The 13,756-nt window shown below is 64.2% G+C and carries 15 protein-coding genes; 6 read left to right on the top strand and 9 right to left on the bottom strand.

Going from position 1 to position 13,756, the window contains the following annotated elements:
* Positions 1-342: Sir2 family NAD-dependent protein deacetylase (locus tag ACHWRX_RS04770; RefSeq protein WP_394658292.1), on the top strand; the 342-nt coding region annotated here is incomplete at its 5' end.
* Here ACHWRX_RS04770 and ACHWRX_RS04765 read toward each other — a convergent pair.
* From ACHWRX_RS04765 to mutM, 7 genes are all read right to left on the bottom strand, one after another.
* A complete protein-coding gene (locus ACHWRX_RS04765; protein WP_394658291.1) occupies positions 339-755 on the bottom strand; it encodes a DUF1810 domain-containing protein in 417 nt (138 codons plus the stop codon). The genes ACHWRX_RS04770 and ACHWRX_RS04765 overlap by 4 nt on opposite strands.
* Complete coding sequence (locus ACHWRX_RS04760; RefSeq protein ID WP_394658290.1) at positions 752-1,522, bottom strand: HesA/MoeB/ThiF family protein; 771 nt, start codon at positions 1,520-1,522, stop codon at positions 752-754. The genes ACHWRX_RS04765 and ACHWRX_RS04760 overlap by 4 nt, the downstream gene beginning before the upstream one ends.
* Positions 1,519-1,941: a DUF983 domain-containing protein gene (locus tag ACHWRX_RS04755; RefSeq protein ID WP_394658289.1), complete on the bottom strand. Its 423-nt coding sequence runs from the start codon at positions 1,939-1,941 to the stop codon at positions 1,519-1,521. The genes ACHWRX_RS04760 and ACHWRX_RS04755 overlap by 4 nt, the downstream gene beginning before the upstream one ends.
* 45 nt (positions 1,942-1,986) lie before the next feature.
* Entirely contained in the window at positions 1,987-2,826 is an 840-nt protein-coding gene (locus ACHWRX_RS04750; RefSeq protein WP_394658288.1) for a GGDEF domain-containing protein, read from the bottom strand.
* A gap of 187 nt (positions 2,827-3,013) precedes the next feature.
* On the bottom strand, positions 3,014-4,441 hold the full coding sequence (gene dnaA, locus ACHWRX_RS04745) for a chromosomal replication initiator protein DnaA (RefSeq protein ID WP_058737011.1): 1,428 nt from the start codon (positions 4,439-4,441) through the stop codon (positions 3,014-3,016).
* A gap of 510 nt (positions 4,442-4,951) precedes the next feature.
* Entirely contained in the window at positions 4,952-5,212 is a 261-nt protein-coding gene (rpsT, locus tag ACHWRX_RS04740; protein WP_394658287.1) for a 30S ribosomal protein S20, read from the bottom strand.
* A 134-nt stretch (positions 5,213-5,346) separates the two neighbouring features.
* On the bottom strand, positions 5,347-6,159 hold the full coding sequence (gene mutM, locus ACHWRX_RS04735; RefSeq protein WP_394658286.1) for a bifunctional DNA-formamidopyrimidine glycosylase/DNA-(apurinic or apyrimidinic site) lyase: 813 nt from the start codon (positions 6,157-6,159) through the stop codon (positions 5,347-5,349).
* A gap of 84 nt (positions 6,160-6,243) precedes the next feature.
* On the opposite strand from mutM, the gene ACHWRX_RS04730 reads away from it, so the two are divergent.
* The 5 genes from ACHWRX_RS04730 to dut all read left to right on the top strand — a co-directional run bounded on the left by ACHWRX_RS04730 (position 6,244) and on the right by dut (position 11,548).
* Positions 6,244-6,975, top strand: coding sequence for a class I SAM-dependent methyltransferase (locus tag ACHWRX_RS04730; RefSeq protein ID WP_394658285.1), 732 nt, complete (start codon positions 6,244-6,246; stop codon positions 6,973-6,975).
* 118 nt (positions 6,976-7,093) lie between these two features.
* On the top strand, positions 7,094-8,662 hold the full coding sequence (gene ubiB, locus ACHWRX_RS04725) for a 2-polyprenylphenol 6-hydroxylase (protein ID WP_394658284.1): 1,569 nt from the start codon (positions 7,094-7,096) through the stop codon (positions 8,660-8,662).
* Between the two features lie 14 nt (positions 8,663-8,676).
* Positions 8,677-9,798, top strand: a complete 1,122-nt coding sequence (locus tag ACHWRX_RS04720; RefSeq protein ID WP_394658283.1) for a hypothetical protein — start codon at positions 8,677-8,679, stop codon at positions 9,796-9,798.
* Positions 9,799-9,855: 57 nt separating this feature from the next.
* Entirely contained in the window at positions 9,856-11,094 is a 1,239-nt protein-coding gene (coaBC, locus tag ACHWRX_RS04715; protein ID WP_394658282.1) for a bifunctional phosphopantothenoylcysteine decarboxylase/phosphopantothenate--cysteine ligase CoaBC, read from the top strand.
* A complete protein-coding gene (dut, locus tag ACHWRX_RS04710; protein WP_394658281.1) occupies positions 11,078-11,548 on the top strand; it encodes a dUTP diphosphatase in 471 nt (156 codons plus the stop codon). Before coaBC ends, dut begins: the two co-directional genes overlap by 17 nt.
* Before the next feature lie 168 nt (positions 11,549-11,716).
* Here the strand turns inward: dut and ACHWRX_RS04705 are convergent, their stop codons facing one another.
* Together ACHWRX_RS04705 and trpS are read right to left on the bottom strand one after the other, a co-directional pair.
* Positions 11,717-12,409: a DUF4136 domain-containing protein gene (locus ACHWRX_RS04705; protein ID WP_246388653.1), complete on the bottom strand. Its 693-nt coding sequence runs from the start codon at positions 12,407-12,409 to the stop codon at positions 11,717-11,719.
* A gap of 292 nt (positions 12,410-12,701) precedes the next feature.
* Entirely contained in the window at positions 12,702-13,721 is a 1,020-nt protein-coding gene (gene trpS / locus ACHWRX_RS04700; RefSeq protein WP_394658280.1) for a tryptophan--tRNA ligase, read from the bottom strand.
* Positions 13,722-13,756: the final 35 nt, after the last annotated feature.

Below are 13,756 nucleotides of genomic sequence, written 5' to 3'. Positions count from 1 at the left end.
CGCTCGCCTTGGACCGGCACGCTGATCGAGCGTCCGCCGTGCCCGGTGTGTGGCGAGCGGGCGCTGCGGCCGGACGTCGTGTGGTTTGGCGAGATGCCCTATCGGATGGACGAGATTTATGCGGCCCTGCGTGAGGCGGACTTGTTCGTTTCGATCGGCACGTCCGGCGCAGTTTATCCCGCTGCGGGCTTCGTGCGCAACGCGCGGGAAATGGGCGCGCATACGCTGGAGTTGAATCTGGAGCCGTCCAAGGGAACCCGCTGGTTCGAGGAAGCGCGCCATGGCCCGGCGACTCAGATCGTACCGGCCTGGGTGGACGAGGTGCTTTCGGCCGCGTCCTAGCGCGACGTGTTCTGCAGCAGGGCGAGCGTCTGGGAATCGCGATCGCCGAACCAGCGATCTATCGTGCCGCCAAAGTCCGCCCCTGCCGCCTCGAACAAGGTGAGGGACGAACGCAGCTTCATCGCGTCGATTGTGCCGAAGACACGCTCCGCCGTGGTGGCCTCTAACGTATTGAGCGCCGACACGCATTCACGCAGACGTGCCCCCAGCAGGGGATGCGCAAGATAGGCCCGCGCTTCGTCCAGCGAGGCGATGGCATAGTGCTGCGCCATCGTACTGCGTCCCAAGCCCGCGATCTGCGGGAAAATGAACCACATCCAATGGCTGCGTTTCGCGCCTGCTCGGACTTCCGCCAAGGCATCGGCGCAGGTCTCCGCCTGTGCTGCCACGAAGCGCTGGAGATCGTCGGTCACGTCGCGCCACAGCCCTTGCAGCCGGGGTCTTTCGCAATCGTTAGTGGGCGAAGCGATGGGGTGAGACCATCCAGGAGGTGGATCGTGCCGAATTGCGGATCGCCGAGCGCGGCATGGCCTTGGAGAAGCACGCGCATGGCCTGCATCGCGCCGAAAGTGCCGGCCATCCCGGCCATCGCGCCCAGCACGCCATCGGCAGCGCAGGTGTCGCAATCATCGGCATCGAAAGCGTCGCCCACGAAGCAGCGGTAGCATGACTGATCGGGCAAGTGCCCGGCGAAGTTGGCGATCTGGCCTTGGAAGCGGCCGATCGCCACGCTGGTGAGGGGGATGCCGGCGGCAACGCTGGCATCCGACACGATCAACCGCGTCGCGAAGTTGTCGCAGCCATCCAGCACCACGTCCGCGCCTGCCAGCAGAGCGGCGACGTTCTCGCGCGTGACGCGATCGACGATGGCGCGCACTCGCAGCGCGGGATCGAAGCGACGGACCCATGCGGCTGCGACCTTCGCCTTGGCATGCCCGACATCGGCGGGCGTAAAGATGGTCTGGCGTTGCAGGTTGCTAAGGTCGATCGTGTCGGAATCGATCAGGGTCAGCTGTCCGATCCCGGCGGCGGCCAGGTATTGCAGGGCGGGGCTGCCGATCCCGCCGCAGCCGATCAGCACTACGTGGCCTTGCGCCAACGCCACTTGCCCGGTGCCGCCCACTTCGGGCAGCACGATATGGCGCGCGAAGCGTTCGAGGCGGTCGGGCGATAGGCTCATTGCGAAGGACCCTGGGGCGCCAGCGCTGCGCGTTCCCGGGTGAAGCCGTGGAGACCGTGCCACCATTGCGCCGCGATCACCGCGCCTTTTGCCGGGCCCAACATCGCCAGCATCATCGCCACCGCCGTCGGCAGCAACAGCGCCAGGATGACCGCGGGGGAAAGATCGAGATCCAGCGTCAACGCGATCATCACCGGGGCTAGCAGGTGCCCGGTCAGCAGCATCGCGATGTAGGCGGGAAAATCGTCGGCCCGATGATGGCTCCAGTCCTGTCCACAATGAGCGCAACGCTCCTGCGATTTCAGCCACTTGCGAAATAGCGGCGCCTCGCCGCAGCGTGGGCACCGCCCACGCACTCCGCGTTGGATGGCGCGCCAGAAGGTCGCGGGCAGGGCGGGAGAACATACGGTGGGGGTCATCCCCAGCGCCTTATCGCAAGCGCTGCGCCGGGAAAAGCGCGCTGCTCAATCCGCCAGTTCGGTCCGGTCGCGCCCCAGGTGCTTGGCGGAGTAGAGCGCCTTGTCGGCGCGGCGGGCCGTATCGTCGAGATCGTCGAAGCCGCACGTGTCGGCCAGACCACAGGAGAACGTCAGACCGGCGCCGGGCAGGGGGTGTCGCGCAATCGAACTGCGCAGTCGGCCCATCGCCGCGTGGGCCTGATCCAGCGTCGCGCCGGGCAGCAGCACGGCGAACTCCTCGCCGCCCCAACGCGCGCAGATATCGGTACCGCGCACCGTATCGCGCACGCGCTGCGCAAAGGCGAAGAGCAGCTCATCACCGACATCGTGGCCCAGGTGGTCGTTGATCGCCCGGAAATGATCCAGGTCGATCAGCGCAAGGACCGCCGGGCGCTCCCCGACCAGCAGGCGCTCGGCCGCGCGCATGAACCCGCGGCGATTGAGGATCTTGGTCAGCGGATCATGTTCGGCGACGACGACCATGGCATCCGAACGTTCCTCCGCGTCTCTGGCCGCTTGGCTCACTCCGCGCAGCAGACGTCCGACCAGATCCTCTCCGCCCACCGGGATGTCCGCCACAGACTCGCCGATCTGGATCGCGCGCAACATTGCCGTTGCCGTTGCCAGGGGGGCCAGCAAGGCATGAATCGCCGCCGTGGCAAGACCCGCGCCCAGGAGCGCCGCCAGCAGGATCATGCCTGCCGTACGGGGCGGCCATGCGAACGTCGTGATGCCCAACGCGAGAACGAGGACTGTCGGCAGCAGGACCGCGAGAAGCGCGATCGTCAGGAGGCGAAGCTCGAATTGACGGGGAAACAGGAACTGTGTGGCCCTGTAGAAACGCATGACCGGTACCGCTCTCCTGTCCGGCGGTTCCCTTGGTGGGCCCGCTCTACGCGATGATGCCTATTGGGCCTTCATTGATAGAGAACGGTTGTTTCATAAGGAAATTAGTAGCGTACATCACAAAAAGCAGCGGGGCCGGAAAGCGTGCTCCCCGGCCCCGGACTGGCTGTGTTGCGAATGTGGCGGCTCAGCTTTCCAGCTGACGCAGCAAGCTGCGCACATCGCCGTCCATGTCCGCGTCACGCGTGCGCAGTTCCTCGATCAAGCGCACGGCATGGATCACGGTGGAGTGATCGCGCCCGCCGAACTTGCGGCCGATCTCGGGGTAGGAGCGCGGTGTGAGCACCTTGGCGAGATACATCGCCACCTGCCGCGGTCGTACCACGGCGCGCGCGCGGCGCTTGCTGCTCATCTCCGTCTTGTCGATGCGATAGAACTGGCAGACCGTGCGCTGGATCTCGTCGATAGTGATCCGGCGGCGGTTGGCCGAAAGGATGTCGGTCAACTGCTCTTCAGCCAGTTGCAGCGACACCGCCTGACCGGTCAGCTGGGCATAGGCGATCAGCTTGTTGAGGCCGCCCACCAGCTCGCGCACGTTACGGTTGATGGTGCGGGCCAGAAATTCGATCACGTCGGCCGGAACCTGGACCGAGGCAAAGCGGGTTAGGCGGCTTTCCAGGATCGAGCGGCGCAGTTCGATGTCGGCAGACTGGATATCGGCCACCAAGCCCATCGACAAGCGGCTGAGGAGGCGCGGCTCTACCCCGTCGAGCGCCTGGGGCGCACGATCGGCGGCGAAGACCAGGCGCTTGCCTTCGGCCAGCAGCGCATCGATCGTATAAAGCAATTCCTCCTGCGCGCTCGCCTTGCCGATGATGAACTGGATATCGTCCACCAGCAGCAGGTCGAACCCGCGCAGTCGGGACTTGAACTCCATCATCTGATTGTGGCGCAGGGCCTGGACGAACTCGACCATGAAGCGCTCGGCCGAGCAGTAGAAGATTCGCGCGCTGGGATGGCTGGCCAGGTAGGCGTGGCCGATCGCGTGCAGCAGGTGCGTCTTGCCCTGGCCGGTGGCGGCCTTGAGATAGAGCGGCGAGAACTGCGGCGTCTCCAGCGCGGCCATGCGCTGCGCGGCGTTGGCGGCCAGCACGTTGCTAGTGCCGGTGACGAAACTGGTGAAGGTCTGCGAGGCGTCGATATTGGCGGCGCCTTGAGTCAGGGTGGCGAACGCCTCCCCTTCCAGCGCGGCGGCCATCGGGTCGCTTTGGGCCAGCGAATCATTAGCCGGGCGACGGGGGCTGCCGCCACTGCCCAAGCGCAATTCGGGCAACTGCTTGCGGCCCGGATGCACCAGGATACGCACATGGCGCACATCGGGCCGCGCGATCTTCCAGGCCAGCGAAAGCCGATCCGAGAAACGGTCCTGCACCCAGCTCGCGGAAAATTCGGTAGGCAGATAGAGATCGAGCGTGCCCGTCTCCTTGCAGTAGTTGCCTGGCTGGATCGGCTTGATCCATTGACCGTGGACCTGCTGGCCAAGATCCTTGCGCAGACCCTGGCTGATGTCGGCCCAATCGGCCGCCAGGTTCAACGCCTCGTGATCCTCTTCCATTTCCACCCGCACCAATTTCGCTTTCTTGCCCGCAAATTGCGCCGGCTGTTCCGAGAACCCTGTCAACCGACCGCCTCCTTGTTCATGAAGCTGCCCTCAGGCCGCCTTCGTGATCATCCCGGCAGTCTAACACAAAGCTTCGCCCCCGGTGGCAAAACGGTTTTGCCGCCCACGAGTTAGTGCTTTCGATTTCGACCCCGGCACGTTTCGATCAACGGCCTAGGGACGTTCTAGGAAGCCTTCGACTGCCAAGGCAAGAGCGCGTCCCCAAATAAAAAAACTATTTGAGATTGACACCGGGCAGACTGACGCAAAACCTTAATAGTGAGATTTCTGCTGAGAAATCAATAACTTTTGCCGTTCACGATTTCGAATCGCAGCAATTCTGCGCTTTAGTGCAATTGGCGACACAATGATGACAACGCCAAAGAAATAGGCCGGAGGTTTCCCCCGGCCTATGTTCTACTTCCGTACCGGCCCGGCGTCTTGGCAGACGTCCGACTCGAACTGTCAGAGCGCGGAGACGCGCTTCGACAAACGCGACATCTTGCGCGATGCGGTGTTCTTGTGAAGCACGCCACGCGACACGCCACGCGCCAGTTCGGGCTGTGCAGCCTTCAGCGCTTCCGCGGCGGCGGTCTTGTCGCCACCGGCGATCGCGACTTCGACCTTCTTGATGAAGGTGCGGATGCGGCTGACGCGGTTGGTATTCACTTCAGCGCGGCGCTCATTGCGGCGGATGCGCTTGCGGGCTTGCGGCGTATTGGCCATGTTCGTCCTCGTACCTGGCCTGTCGCGGCCTTCGCTGATCTGTTGAAACTGATTGGCGAGCGGACTCGCCGGGAAGCGGGGCCCTTACCCGTACCCCCACATATGGTCAAGCCGCGAGTGGTTTTGCCTGCCCCTCATTTCTGGCATTTCGCACACCAGAAGGTGCTGCGCCCACCCTGTACGAACCGTTGCACCGGCGATCCGCAAGCGCAAGGATCACCCTCCCGGCCATAGACTTGCCAAGCGCTGGCGAAATAGCCCAGCTCGCCCGACGGCTGCGCGTAATCGCGGATGGTGGACCCGCCCGCCGCGATCGATTCGGTCAGGACTTCTTGTATGGCAGGCACCAGTCGCTTGAGTGCCGCGGGCGAGACGGCGCCCGCTTCCTTGTCTGGCCGGATCCCGGCGCGGTGCAGCGCCTCGCATACATAGATGTTGCCAAGGCCCGCCACGATCCGCTGATCGAGCAGCAATTGCTTGATCGGTGCGATCCGGGCCGCAAAGGCCTGTTGCAGGTGCCGCGATGTCAGGCCATCGCCCAGCGGCTCCGGACCGATCGCGGCGAACGGCGGCCAACTGTCCAGCGCGGCGGTGTCCACCAGATCGACCGAGCCGAAGCGGCGGGCATCGTTGAGCGCCAGCACATGACCCGAGCCGGTTTCCAGGACGAGGTGATCGTGCTTCTCGATCTGCGAAGGCTCGATCCGCCAGCGGCCCGACATGCCCAGATGAAATATCATGGTGGAGCCGCGATCGGTGTGGATCAGGCCATACTTGGCCCTGCGGCCGAGCGTGGTGACGGTGGCCCCGGTCATCGCCTGCACCAGCCCTTCGGGGAAGGGGCGGCGCAAGTCCTGCCGGTTTAGCGTGAGCCGGGCGATCCGTTCGCCCTCAAGATAGCGCAAAAGGCCGCGCACGGTGGTTTCAACTTCGGGGAGTTCGGGCATCGTGGCGGGTATATAGGGAACGCGGAGCGCAACACATAGACGCAACCCTTTGCGCTCGCCGTGAAACCGCCTAAAGCCCCTCACATGAGCGAAACCGTGTCCTTCGGCTACGAAGAGGTCAGCCCCGCCGAGAAAACCGAGCGCGTGGGTTCCGTATTCTCCAACGTCGCACGCAAGTACGACGTGATGAACGATGCCATGTCGGGTGGCATGCACCGCCTATGGAAGGATCGCTTCGTTCGTCGGGTGAAACCGCGCGAGGGTGAGCAGATTCTCGACATGGCGGGCGGCACCGGGGACATCGCATTCCGCATGGCCGCCAAGGGCGCGCGGGTGACCGTCAGCGATATCAACCAGGACATGCTGGACGTGGGCGTGGAGCGCGCGATGGAACGGGGCATCGATGGCCTGGTCTGGTCGCGCGAGAACGCCGAGGAGCTGTCGTTCGGAAATCGCTTCTTCGATGCCTACACGATCGCGTTCGGCATCCGGAACGTGACCCACATCGACAAGGCGCTGGCCGAGGCGCATCGTGTGCTGCGCTTTGGCGGGCGATTCTTCTGCCTGGAATTTTCAACCGTGGAATGGCCGGGCTTCAAGGAAGCTTACGACGCCTACTCGCACCACATGGTGCCCCGCCTGGGCCAGATGATCGCGGGGGATGCCGATTCCTATCGCTATCTGGTGGAATCGATCCGCAAGTTTCCACCCATGCCACAATTCCAGGGCATGATCCGTGACGCCGGCTTCGTACATACCAAGGTCGAGCCGATAATGGGCGGGCTTGTTGCGATCCACAGCGGGTGGAAAGCTTGACGCCTGCCAAGCGAAGTAAGCTTGTCGATGTTCTCCCTCCGCACTGGCTGCGGGGGGCGGGAGAGGGCACCCTTAGGCTAGATCCAGCAGCGGGCTCGCTGATGTTGCGGGCTGGCCGTTGACCAGCTCCGTCATTCACCTCGCCCGGCTGCTGAAGTGGGGCCGCGTGCTGGCGCGGCACGGAGCGTTGCGCATCATTGAGGAAGGGCGCAACACGCCCCCGCCGGTGCGCCGTCTGTGCCGTGTGGCCAGGTTCGGCACCAGTCAGCCCAAAGTGCCGGACTATGCCCGCGCCTTTCAGGAAATCGGCCCCGCCGCGATCAAGCTGGGGCAGACGCTGGCGACTCGGCCCGATCTTGTGGGCGAGGAAGCGGTGCGCAACCTGCTGACCTTGCAGGATCAGTTGCCGCCGCTGCCGTTCGATCTCGTCCGCCAGGAAATCGAGAACACGTTCGGCGCGCCGGTGGAGCGTTTGTTCGCCAGCCTTGATCCGGAACCCATCGGATCGGCCTCGATCGCGCAAGTCTATCGCGCCGTCACTGCCGAGGGTCGCACCGTCGCGGTGAAAGTGCTTCGTCCCGGCGTGCGGGAGCGATTCGCGCGCGATATCGAAACGTACGAGTGGGCTGCCGCGCATTTGGAAGCGCTTGGCGGCGAAGCGTCTCGCTTGCGCCCGCGCGCGGTCATCGCCAACCTCAAGCGGTGGACCTTGCGTGAACTGGACTTGCGGCGTGAGGCGGCCTCCGCGTCCGAACTCGCCGAAGCGATGAAGGGATACGAGGGTTACCGCGTTCCCGATATCGATTGGGATCGCACCAACGGCAAAGTGATGACGGTCGAATGGATCGACGGCATCAAGGTCAGCAATCACCAAGCGTTGAGCGAAGCGGGCATCGATCGGCCCGTGCTGGCCCGCAGGCTGGTGCTGGCCTTTCTAACTCAGGCGATAAACGCAGGCTATTTTCATGCCGACATGCATCAGGGCAACCTGTTCGTGCAGCCAAGCGCGACCGATCCCGCCGGGACGATCGTGGCGATCGATTTCGGTATCATGGGCCGGATCGACCGGCAGGCGCGGCAATGGCTGGCGGAAATCCTCTATGGCCTGACAACGGGCAATTATCGCCGCGTCGCCGAAATCCACTTCGAGGCGCAGTACGTGCCGAGCTATCACTCGGTGGAGGAATTCGCCACCGCGCTGCGGGCCGTGGGTGAGCCGATGCGGGGCAAGCCTGTCAGCGAGCTTTCCGTTGGCCAGATGCTAGATGGTCTGTTCGCCATCACGCGCGATTTCGACATGCAGACCCAGCCGCATTTGCTACTGCTGCAAAAGACGATGGTGATGGTCGAAGGCCTTGCCACCTCGCTCGATCCCTCGATCAATATGTGGGACGTGGCTGCGCCATTCGTGCGCAACTGGATCCGCGACGAGCTTGGGCCTGAAGCGTACATCGCCGATCGCCTTCGCGAAGATCTCGATACGCTGATGCGCTTGCCCGCATTGGTGCGCCGGATCGAGGAAAAGTACCCACCAAAGGGTGGCGCGCCCGAACAGGCGCCGCTGCCGCCAGTCGAGCTGCTGTGGTCTCGTAAACGCCATACTAACCATTGGCTGGGATATGCTGGCGCCGCCGTGGGCGGAGGTCTGGCTGTATGGGTGCTGTCACTATCGGGACTGCTGAGCTAGGGTCGCCACGGGCTGTGGCGGCGCCATCTGCCGCGCGCTGGGATCGTTTCGCGCATTGGTCGCCGCTATCGGCACGACTGGGCCTGCTCGCGCTGTTGCTGTTGCTGATCGCGTCTGCAGTCGTGCCCTTGGAGCGGCCCGGCGGCGTCCAGCCCAATGTCACCACGCGCCTGGATGGCACGCCCGTCCTCGGCGCGGAAGAATACGATCAGGACATCGCGCTTTACGAAGCGGCGATCCGCAAGGTGCGCTCCGGCCAGAACTATTACGACTTCATCGTCCCCGAGCATCGGTTGCGGGACTATCCGGTACGACCGGGGCTGTCCGTCCGCTTGCCGACCCTGGCTTATATCGAGGCGGGGTTGGACACGCTGCATCTGGGAGTCGCGGCTTCGATCGCGCTGATGCTGGCGGCAATCTGGGCGTGGTGGCGGCGCTTTGGCGAGGAGCCGGGCGTGGGCCGGCTGCAGCGCGTGGCGACGGCGATGGCGTTCGTCGGTGCCTCGCTGATGCTGAACCGGCATTACTATTCGCTGCACGAGCTGTGGGCGGGGATGTTGCTGATGCTGTCGTTCGGCCTGCACCGTGGGCCGACCAACGGGCAGCCCGGGCGCTGGCGAGCGGCCTTTTTCGTAGCGGCGCTGGCACTGTTCATTCGCGAATTCTCGCTGCCGTTCGTCCTGCTGATGGGGGCGACAGCGCTGTGGCGGCGGCAGTGGCGCGAGGCGGCGGCGTGGGGAGTGCTGGTGGCCGCCTTCCTGGCATTCCTGGCGTTTCACCTCAGTCTGGTGGCACCCCAAGTGTTGCCCAGCGATCCGCATGGTCCCAGCTGGTGGGCCTTTCGCGGCTTGTCCGGATGGCTGGGCAATGTCGCTGAATCGAGCAACCTGCGCCTGCTGCCGCACTGGTTGGCCGGGCCGCTGGTCGTGCTGACGACGCTGGGGTGGGCCGGATGGCGGACGCCGGCCGGGGTGTTCGGGTTTATCATCTCGATAGGCTACGGCCTGCTGTTCATGATCATCGGCAGGTGGGACAATTTCTACTGGGGCGCGATGGTGGCGCCTATGCTGACCGCCGGCCTGGCCTTTGCGCCTCGGGCGATCGAGTCGCTGCTGCGGTCCGCCAGGGCGGCCTGAAGCGCCGCGCCACCAACGCCATTGCGCCCGCACCCCGTGTGTTGCACAAGCCGGGCGATGTCCAAACCCACCGCGCCTAAGCGCATCCTGCTGGTGATCGGCGGCGGGATCGCTGCCTACAAGTCATGCGAATTGATCCGCCTGATCCGCAAGGAAGGTGGCACGGTCACTTGCGTGCTGACGGAGGGAGGCAGCCATTTCGTCACCCCGATGACGGTGGCCGCGCTATCCGAGAACGAGGTCTATACCACGCTGTGGGATCTCAAGAACGAGACGGAAATGGGTCACATCCAGCTTTCGCGCCAAGCCGATCTGGTCGTAGTCTGCCCGGCGACGGCGGACCTCATGGCCAAGATGGCGGCCGGGATGGCGGATGACCTGGCGACGACGCTGCTTCTGGCCACCGACAAGCCGGTGCTGGCCGTGCCGGCGATGAACGTGCGCATGTGGCAGCACCCGGCAACGCAACGCAATGTCGCGATGCTGCGCGCGTCAGGCATGACGGTGCTGGAGCCTGATGAAGGTCCGATGGCTTGTGGTGAATTCGGCCCTGGCCGTCTGCCTGAGCCGCCGGTGATCTGGCAGCACATCCGGCAGGCTCTGGGCGGCGATCCGCTGGCCGATCAGCCGGACTTCGCGGACGCCATCCACCGCCCGTTGCGCGGCCGGCATGTGCTGGTGACCGCCGGGCCCACGCATGAGCCGATCGACCCGGTGCGCTACATCGCCAATCGTTCTTCCGGGAAACAGGGCTTCGCGATCGCGGCGGCGGCGGCGCAGGCCGGTGCTCGCGTGACGCTGGTGGCGGGGCCGGTCCACTTGCCCACGCCTCCGGGGGTGGAGCGCGTGGATGTGGAAACCGCGCGCGAGATGGCGCAGGCGGTGGAACAGGCGTTGCCCGCCGATGTCGCGGTGATGGTCGCCGCCGTGGCGGATTGGCGGCCCGAGACCGTGGCAGGCCGCAAGATCAAGAAACAGGGGCTGGCCCCTGAACCGCTGCCTTTGACCGAGAACCCGGATATCCTGGCGGGGTTGGCGGCCAGCCCCCGGCGACCGGCGTTGCTGATCGGCTTTGCGGCGGAAACCAACGATGTCATCCCGCACGCCCAGCAAAAGCGCGCGCGCAAGCAGGTGGACTGGATCATCGCCAACGACGTCTCGGGCGATGTGATGGGCGGCGATGCCAATGCTGTCCACATCGTGCGCGAAAACGATGTCTCCAGTTTGCCCGAAATGCCAAAAGACGACGTGGCCCGCGCCATTGTCGAGAGGATTGCCGATGCACTCGCCCGATAACGTACCCGTCCCGGTGAAGCGGCTGCCGCATTTCGAGGGGCTTGAACTGCCGGCCTATGCCACGGACGGCGCCGCGGGCATGGATGTGCTTGCCGCCGAAGATCTGACGCTCGCCGTGGGGGGGCGTCATGCGGTGGCCACCGGCCTGGCATTCGCGATCCCGCTGGGCTACGAAATCCAAGTCCGTCCACGCTCCGGTCTGGCACTGAAGCACGGCATCACCGTTCCCAATACGCCCGGCACGATCGATTCGGATTATCGCGGCGAATTGAAGGTCATCCTGATCAATCACGGGCAGGACGCGTTCTCGATCCGCCGGGGCGACCGGATCGCGCAGTTGGTTCTGGCGCCAGTGGTCAGGGCCAGCTGGCTGAAAGTGGATGAATTGGATCACACGGCGCGGGGCGAGGGCGGCTTTGGCTCCACCGGTGGTGTGGTCTCGCTCGGTAATTAGCCGGCAGATCGCCGGGCCACGGCTTCAAGCTTAGCTCAGCAGGAAGTCAGCGAATCATCATACCGGGCGTTCGATGCTGTCCGAGATGACGGCCGCGCACATAAAAAAGGACGGGCCCGTTTCTGCAACGGACCCGCCCCTCGGTGTCTCCCTTTGCGGGGGAGCCAGTCAGTTCTTCGTCTTCTCTGGCGCCACCGTAATGCGCATGGTCTCTCCCGAGTTCCCGGGAAAATTGGTGAACATGGCTTCGATCAGATTTGGTACGAGGTAGGGCAGGCGGTTGGAGGCGGAAACGGCTTCGGCCTTGCCTTCGAACAGGCGGACATTGTCGGCCCGGCGATCGATCTTCAGCGAAATACCACTGGTGTAGATCGTGTAGCTTTCTACGCCATTGTCAAAGAACGGGTCGTACCAGCCGTAGCGCCATGGGCCACCCCAGCCGCCGAAGCGACCGCCGCCCCAGTAACCGCGCCCGAAGCCGCCGTAGCCATACCACGGACCCCAGGGACCGCCGAAACCACCGCCACCAAACCCGGTGGAGCGAACCCGCTCACGGCCCTTGTCGACGCCGTAATCGAAGCGGACCAGCAACTGCGCATTCTCGGGGCGCGAAGGGGTATAGCCCAGCTGCGCCATGCGCGCCGTCACCTGGCTGGCATATTGATTGAACTCGATCCCACCGGCCATAGCCGGATCATCCGCCACCACGGCGAACGTCTGGCCCGCCGGAGCGGGAAGCTGGGATTGGAAACGCGAAACGTCAGCGCGAAAGGTATTGGTACAGGCTGCCAGCGCCATCAGCAGTACCGCCGCTGCGGCCAGTCTAAACCGGCTCAAGTGGCTGTTGCCATTCATGGTCATGCTCTTGTTCTCCATGAGCCAGAGTGCGACTTGCTCCCTCCCGGCGCGTCACGCTCGGCGAACCGATCAGCCTTGCATCCGAACGGCTGAATACCGGTTGAATAGACCCGCGTGAGCGACGATTGGAAGTTTGGCCTTCCGCTCGTCGCATCGTTGTCCACCGGAATGGCCGAAAACGGCGCGCGGTTGACCGCTCTATAGGATGAACGGCGCAGAAGCCGCGCCGTTCCCCAATCATCATGTACTAGTGATCGCGCGTCAGGTGTTTGGAAATCACCTGCAGCCCCGTATCTTATCCGCGCACCAGCCCGAGCGCCCGATATGCGGCGTTCAGCGTGGGCACGGCCAGTTCGCGGGCCTTTTCAGAGCCCTTGCGCAAGATCGCATCGAGCGCGGCGGTATCCTGCCGCAATTCCACGAACCGGGCGTTGATCGGCGCAAGATGGGCGATCAATGCCTCGCCCAAGGCCGGCTTGAACTTGCCGAAGCCTTCGCCGCCATGCTGGGCCAGCACCGCATCCACGGACTCACCCGTCATCGCGGAATAGATGCTGACGAGGTTCTTCGCCTCGGCTCGGCCTTCCAGTCCGGCTTTTTCCGATGGCAGCGGCTCGGGATCGGTCTTGGCCTTCTTCACCTTCTGCATGATCGTGTCGGCATCGTCCTTCAGGTTGATGCGGGCCATGTCTGACGGGTCTGACTTGCTCATCTTCGCCGTTCCATCGCGCAAGGACATGATCCGAGCGGCTTCGGGCGGAATGAATGGCGCGGGCAGAGTGAAGATCGGCTCCGCCTCGCTTGCGAAGTCGTTGTTGAACTTCTGGGCGATATCGCGCGCTAGTTCCAGATGCTGCTTCTGATCCTCACCCACGGGTACGTGCGTCGCCTGATACAGCAGGACATCGGCGGCCTGCAGTACGGGGTAGGTGAACAAGGCCACGCTGGAACCTTCCCGGTTCTTGCCTGCCTTGTCCTTCCATTGCGTCATGCGGTTCAGCCAGCCCATCCGGGCGGTGCCGTTAAGCAGCCACTGCATCTCGGCATGGTGTGGCACTTGCGCCTGATTGAACAAGATCGAACGCTCGGGATCGATTCCGCAAGCAACCAGCGCCGCCACCATCTCGCGCGTGTTCGAGGTCAGCTCGGCTGAAACAAGCGGCAAGGAAAGGGCGTGAAGGTCTGCCAGGAAATAGAGGCATTGCCCGCCGGCCGCTTCCGCTTCGTCCTGCATCCGCACCCAATTGCGGATCGCGCCCAGGTAATTGCCGAGGTGCAGATTGCCGGTGGGCTGGATGCCGGAGACGATACGCATGGGACTTGACCTATTCCGAGAGATTGACCGCGCTG

This window comes from uncultured Novosphingobium sp. (assembly GCF_964277725.1).
GTDB lineage: Bacteria > Pseudomonadota > Alphaproteobacteria > Sphingomonadales > Sphingomonadaceae > Novosphingobium > Novosphingobium fluoreni.
The sequence above is the reverse complement of the archived record's forward strand: the minus strand, read 5'-3'. Positions and strand labels throughout refer to the sequence as shown.

Excerpts from the sequence above, each read along its gene's own strand:
- rpsT (WP_394658287.1), bottom strand. The coding sequence starts at position 5,212 with ATGGCCAATACGCCGCAAGCCCGCAAGCGCATCCGCCGCAATGAGCGC.
- ACHWRX_RS04705 (WP_246388653.1), bottom strand. The coding sequence starts at position 12,409 with ATGACCATGAATGGCAACAGCCACTTGAGCCGGTTTAGACTGGCCGCA.
- ACHWRX_RS04755 (WP_394658289.1), bottom strand. The coding sequence starts at position 1,941 with ATGACCCCCACCGTATGTTCTCCCGCCCTGCCCGCGACCTTCTGGCGC.
- ACHWRX_RS04730 (WP_394658285.1), top strand. The coding sequence starts at position 6,244 with ATGAGCGAAACCGTGTCCTTCGGCTACGAAGAGGTCAGCCCCGCCGAG.
- dnaA (WP_058737011.1), bottom strand. The coding sequence starts at position 4,441 with ATGGAAGAGGATCACGAGGCGTTGAACCTGGCGGCCGATTGGGCCGAC.
- ACHWRX_RS04750 (WP_394658288.1), bottom strand. The coding sequence starts at position 2,826 with ATGCGTTTCTACAGGGCCACACAGTTCCTGTTTCCCCGTCAATTCGAG.
- ACHWRX_RS04760 (WP_394658290.1), bottom strand. The coding sequence starts at position 1,522 with ATGAGCCTATCGCCCGACCGCCTCGAACGCTTCGCGCGCCATATCGTG.
- trpS (WP_394658280.1), bottom strand. The coding sequence starts at position 13,721 with ATGCGTATCGTCTCCGGCATCCAGCCCACCGGCAATCTGCACCTCGGC.
- dut (WP_394658281.1), top strand. The coding sequence starts at position 11,078 with ATGCACTCGCCCGATAACGTACCCGTCCCGGTGAAGCGGCTGCCGCAT.
- mutM (WP_394658286.1), bottom strand. The coding sequence starts at position 6,159 with ATGCCCGAACTCCCCGAAGTTGAAACCACCGTGCGCGGCCTTTTGCGC.
- coaBC (WP_394658282.1), top strand. The coding sequence starts at position 9,856 with ATGTCCAAACCCACCGCGCCTAAGCGCATCCTGCTGGTGATCGGCGGC.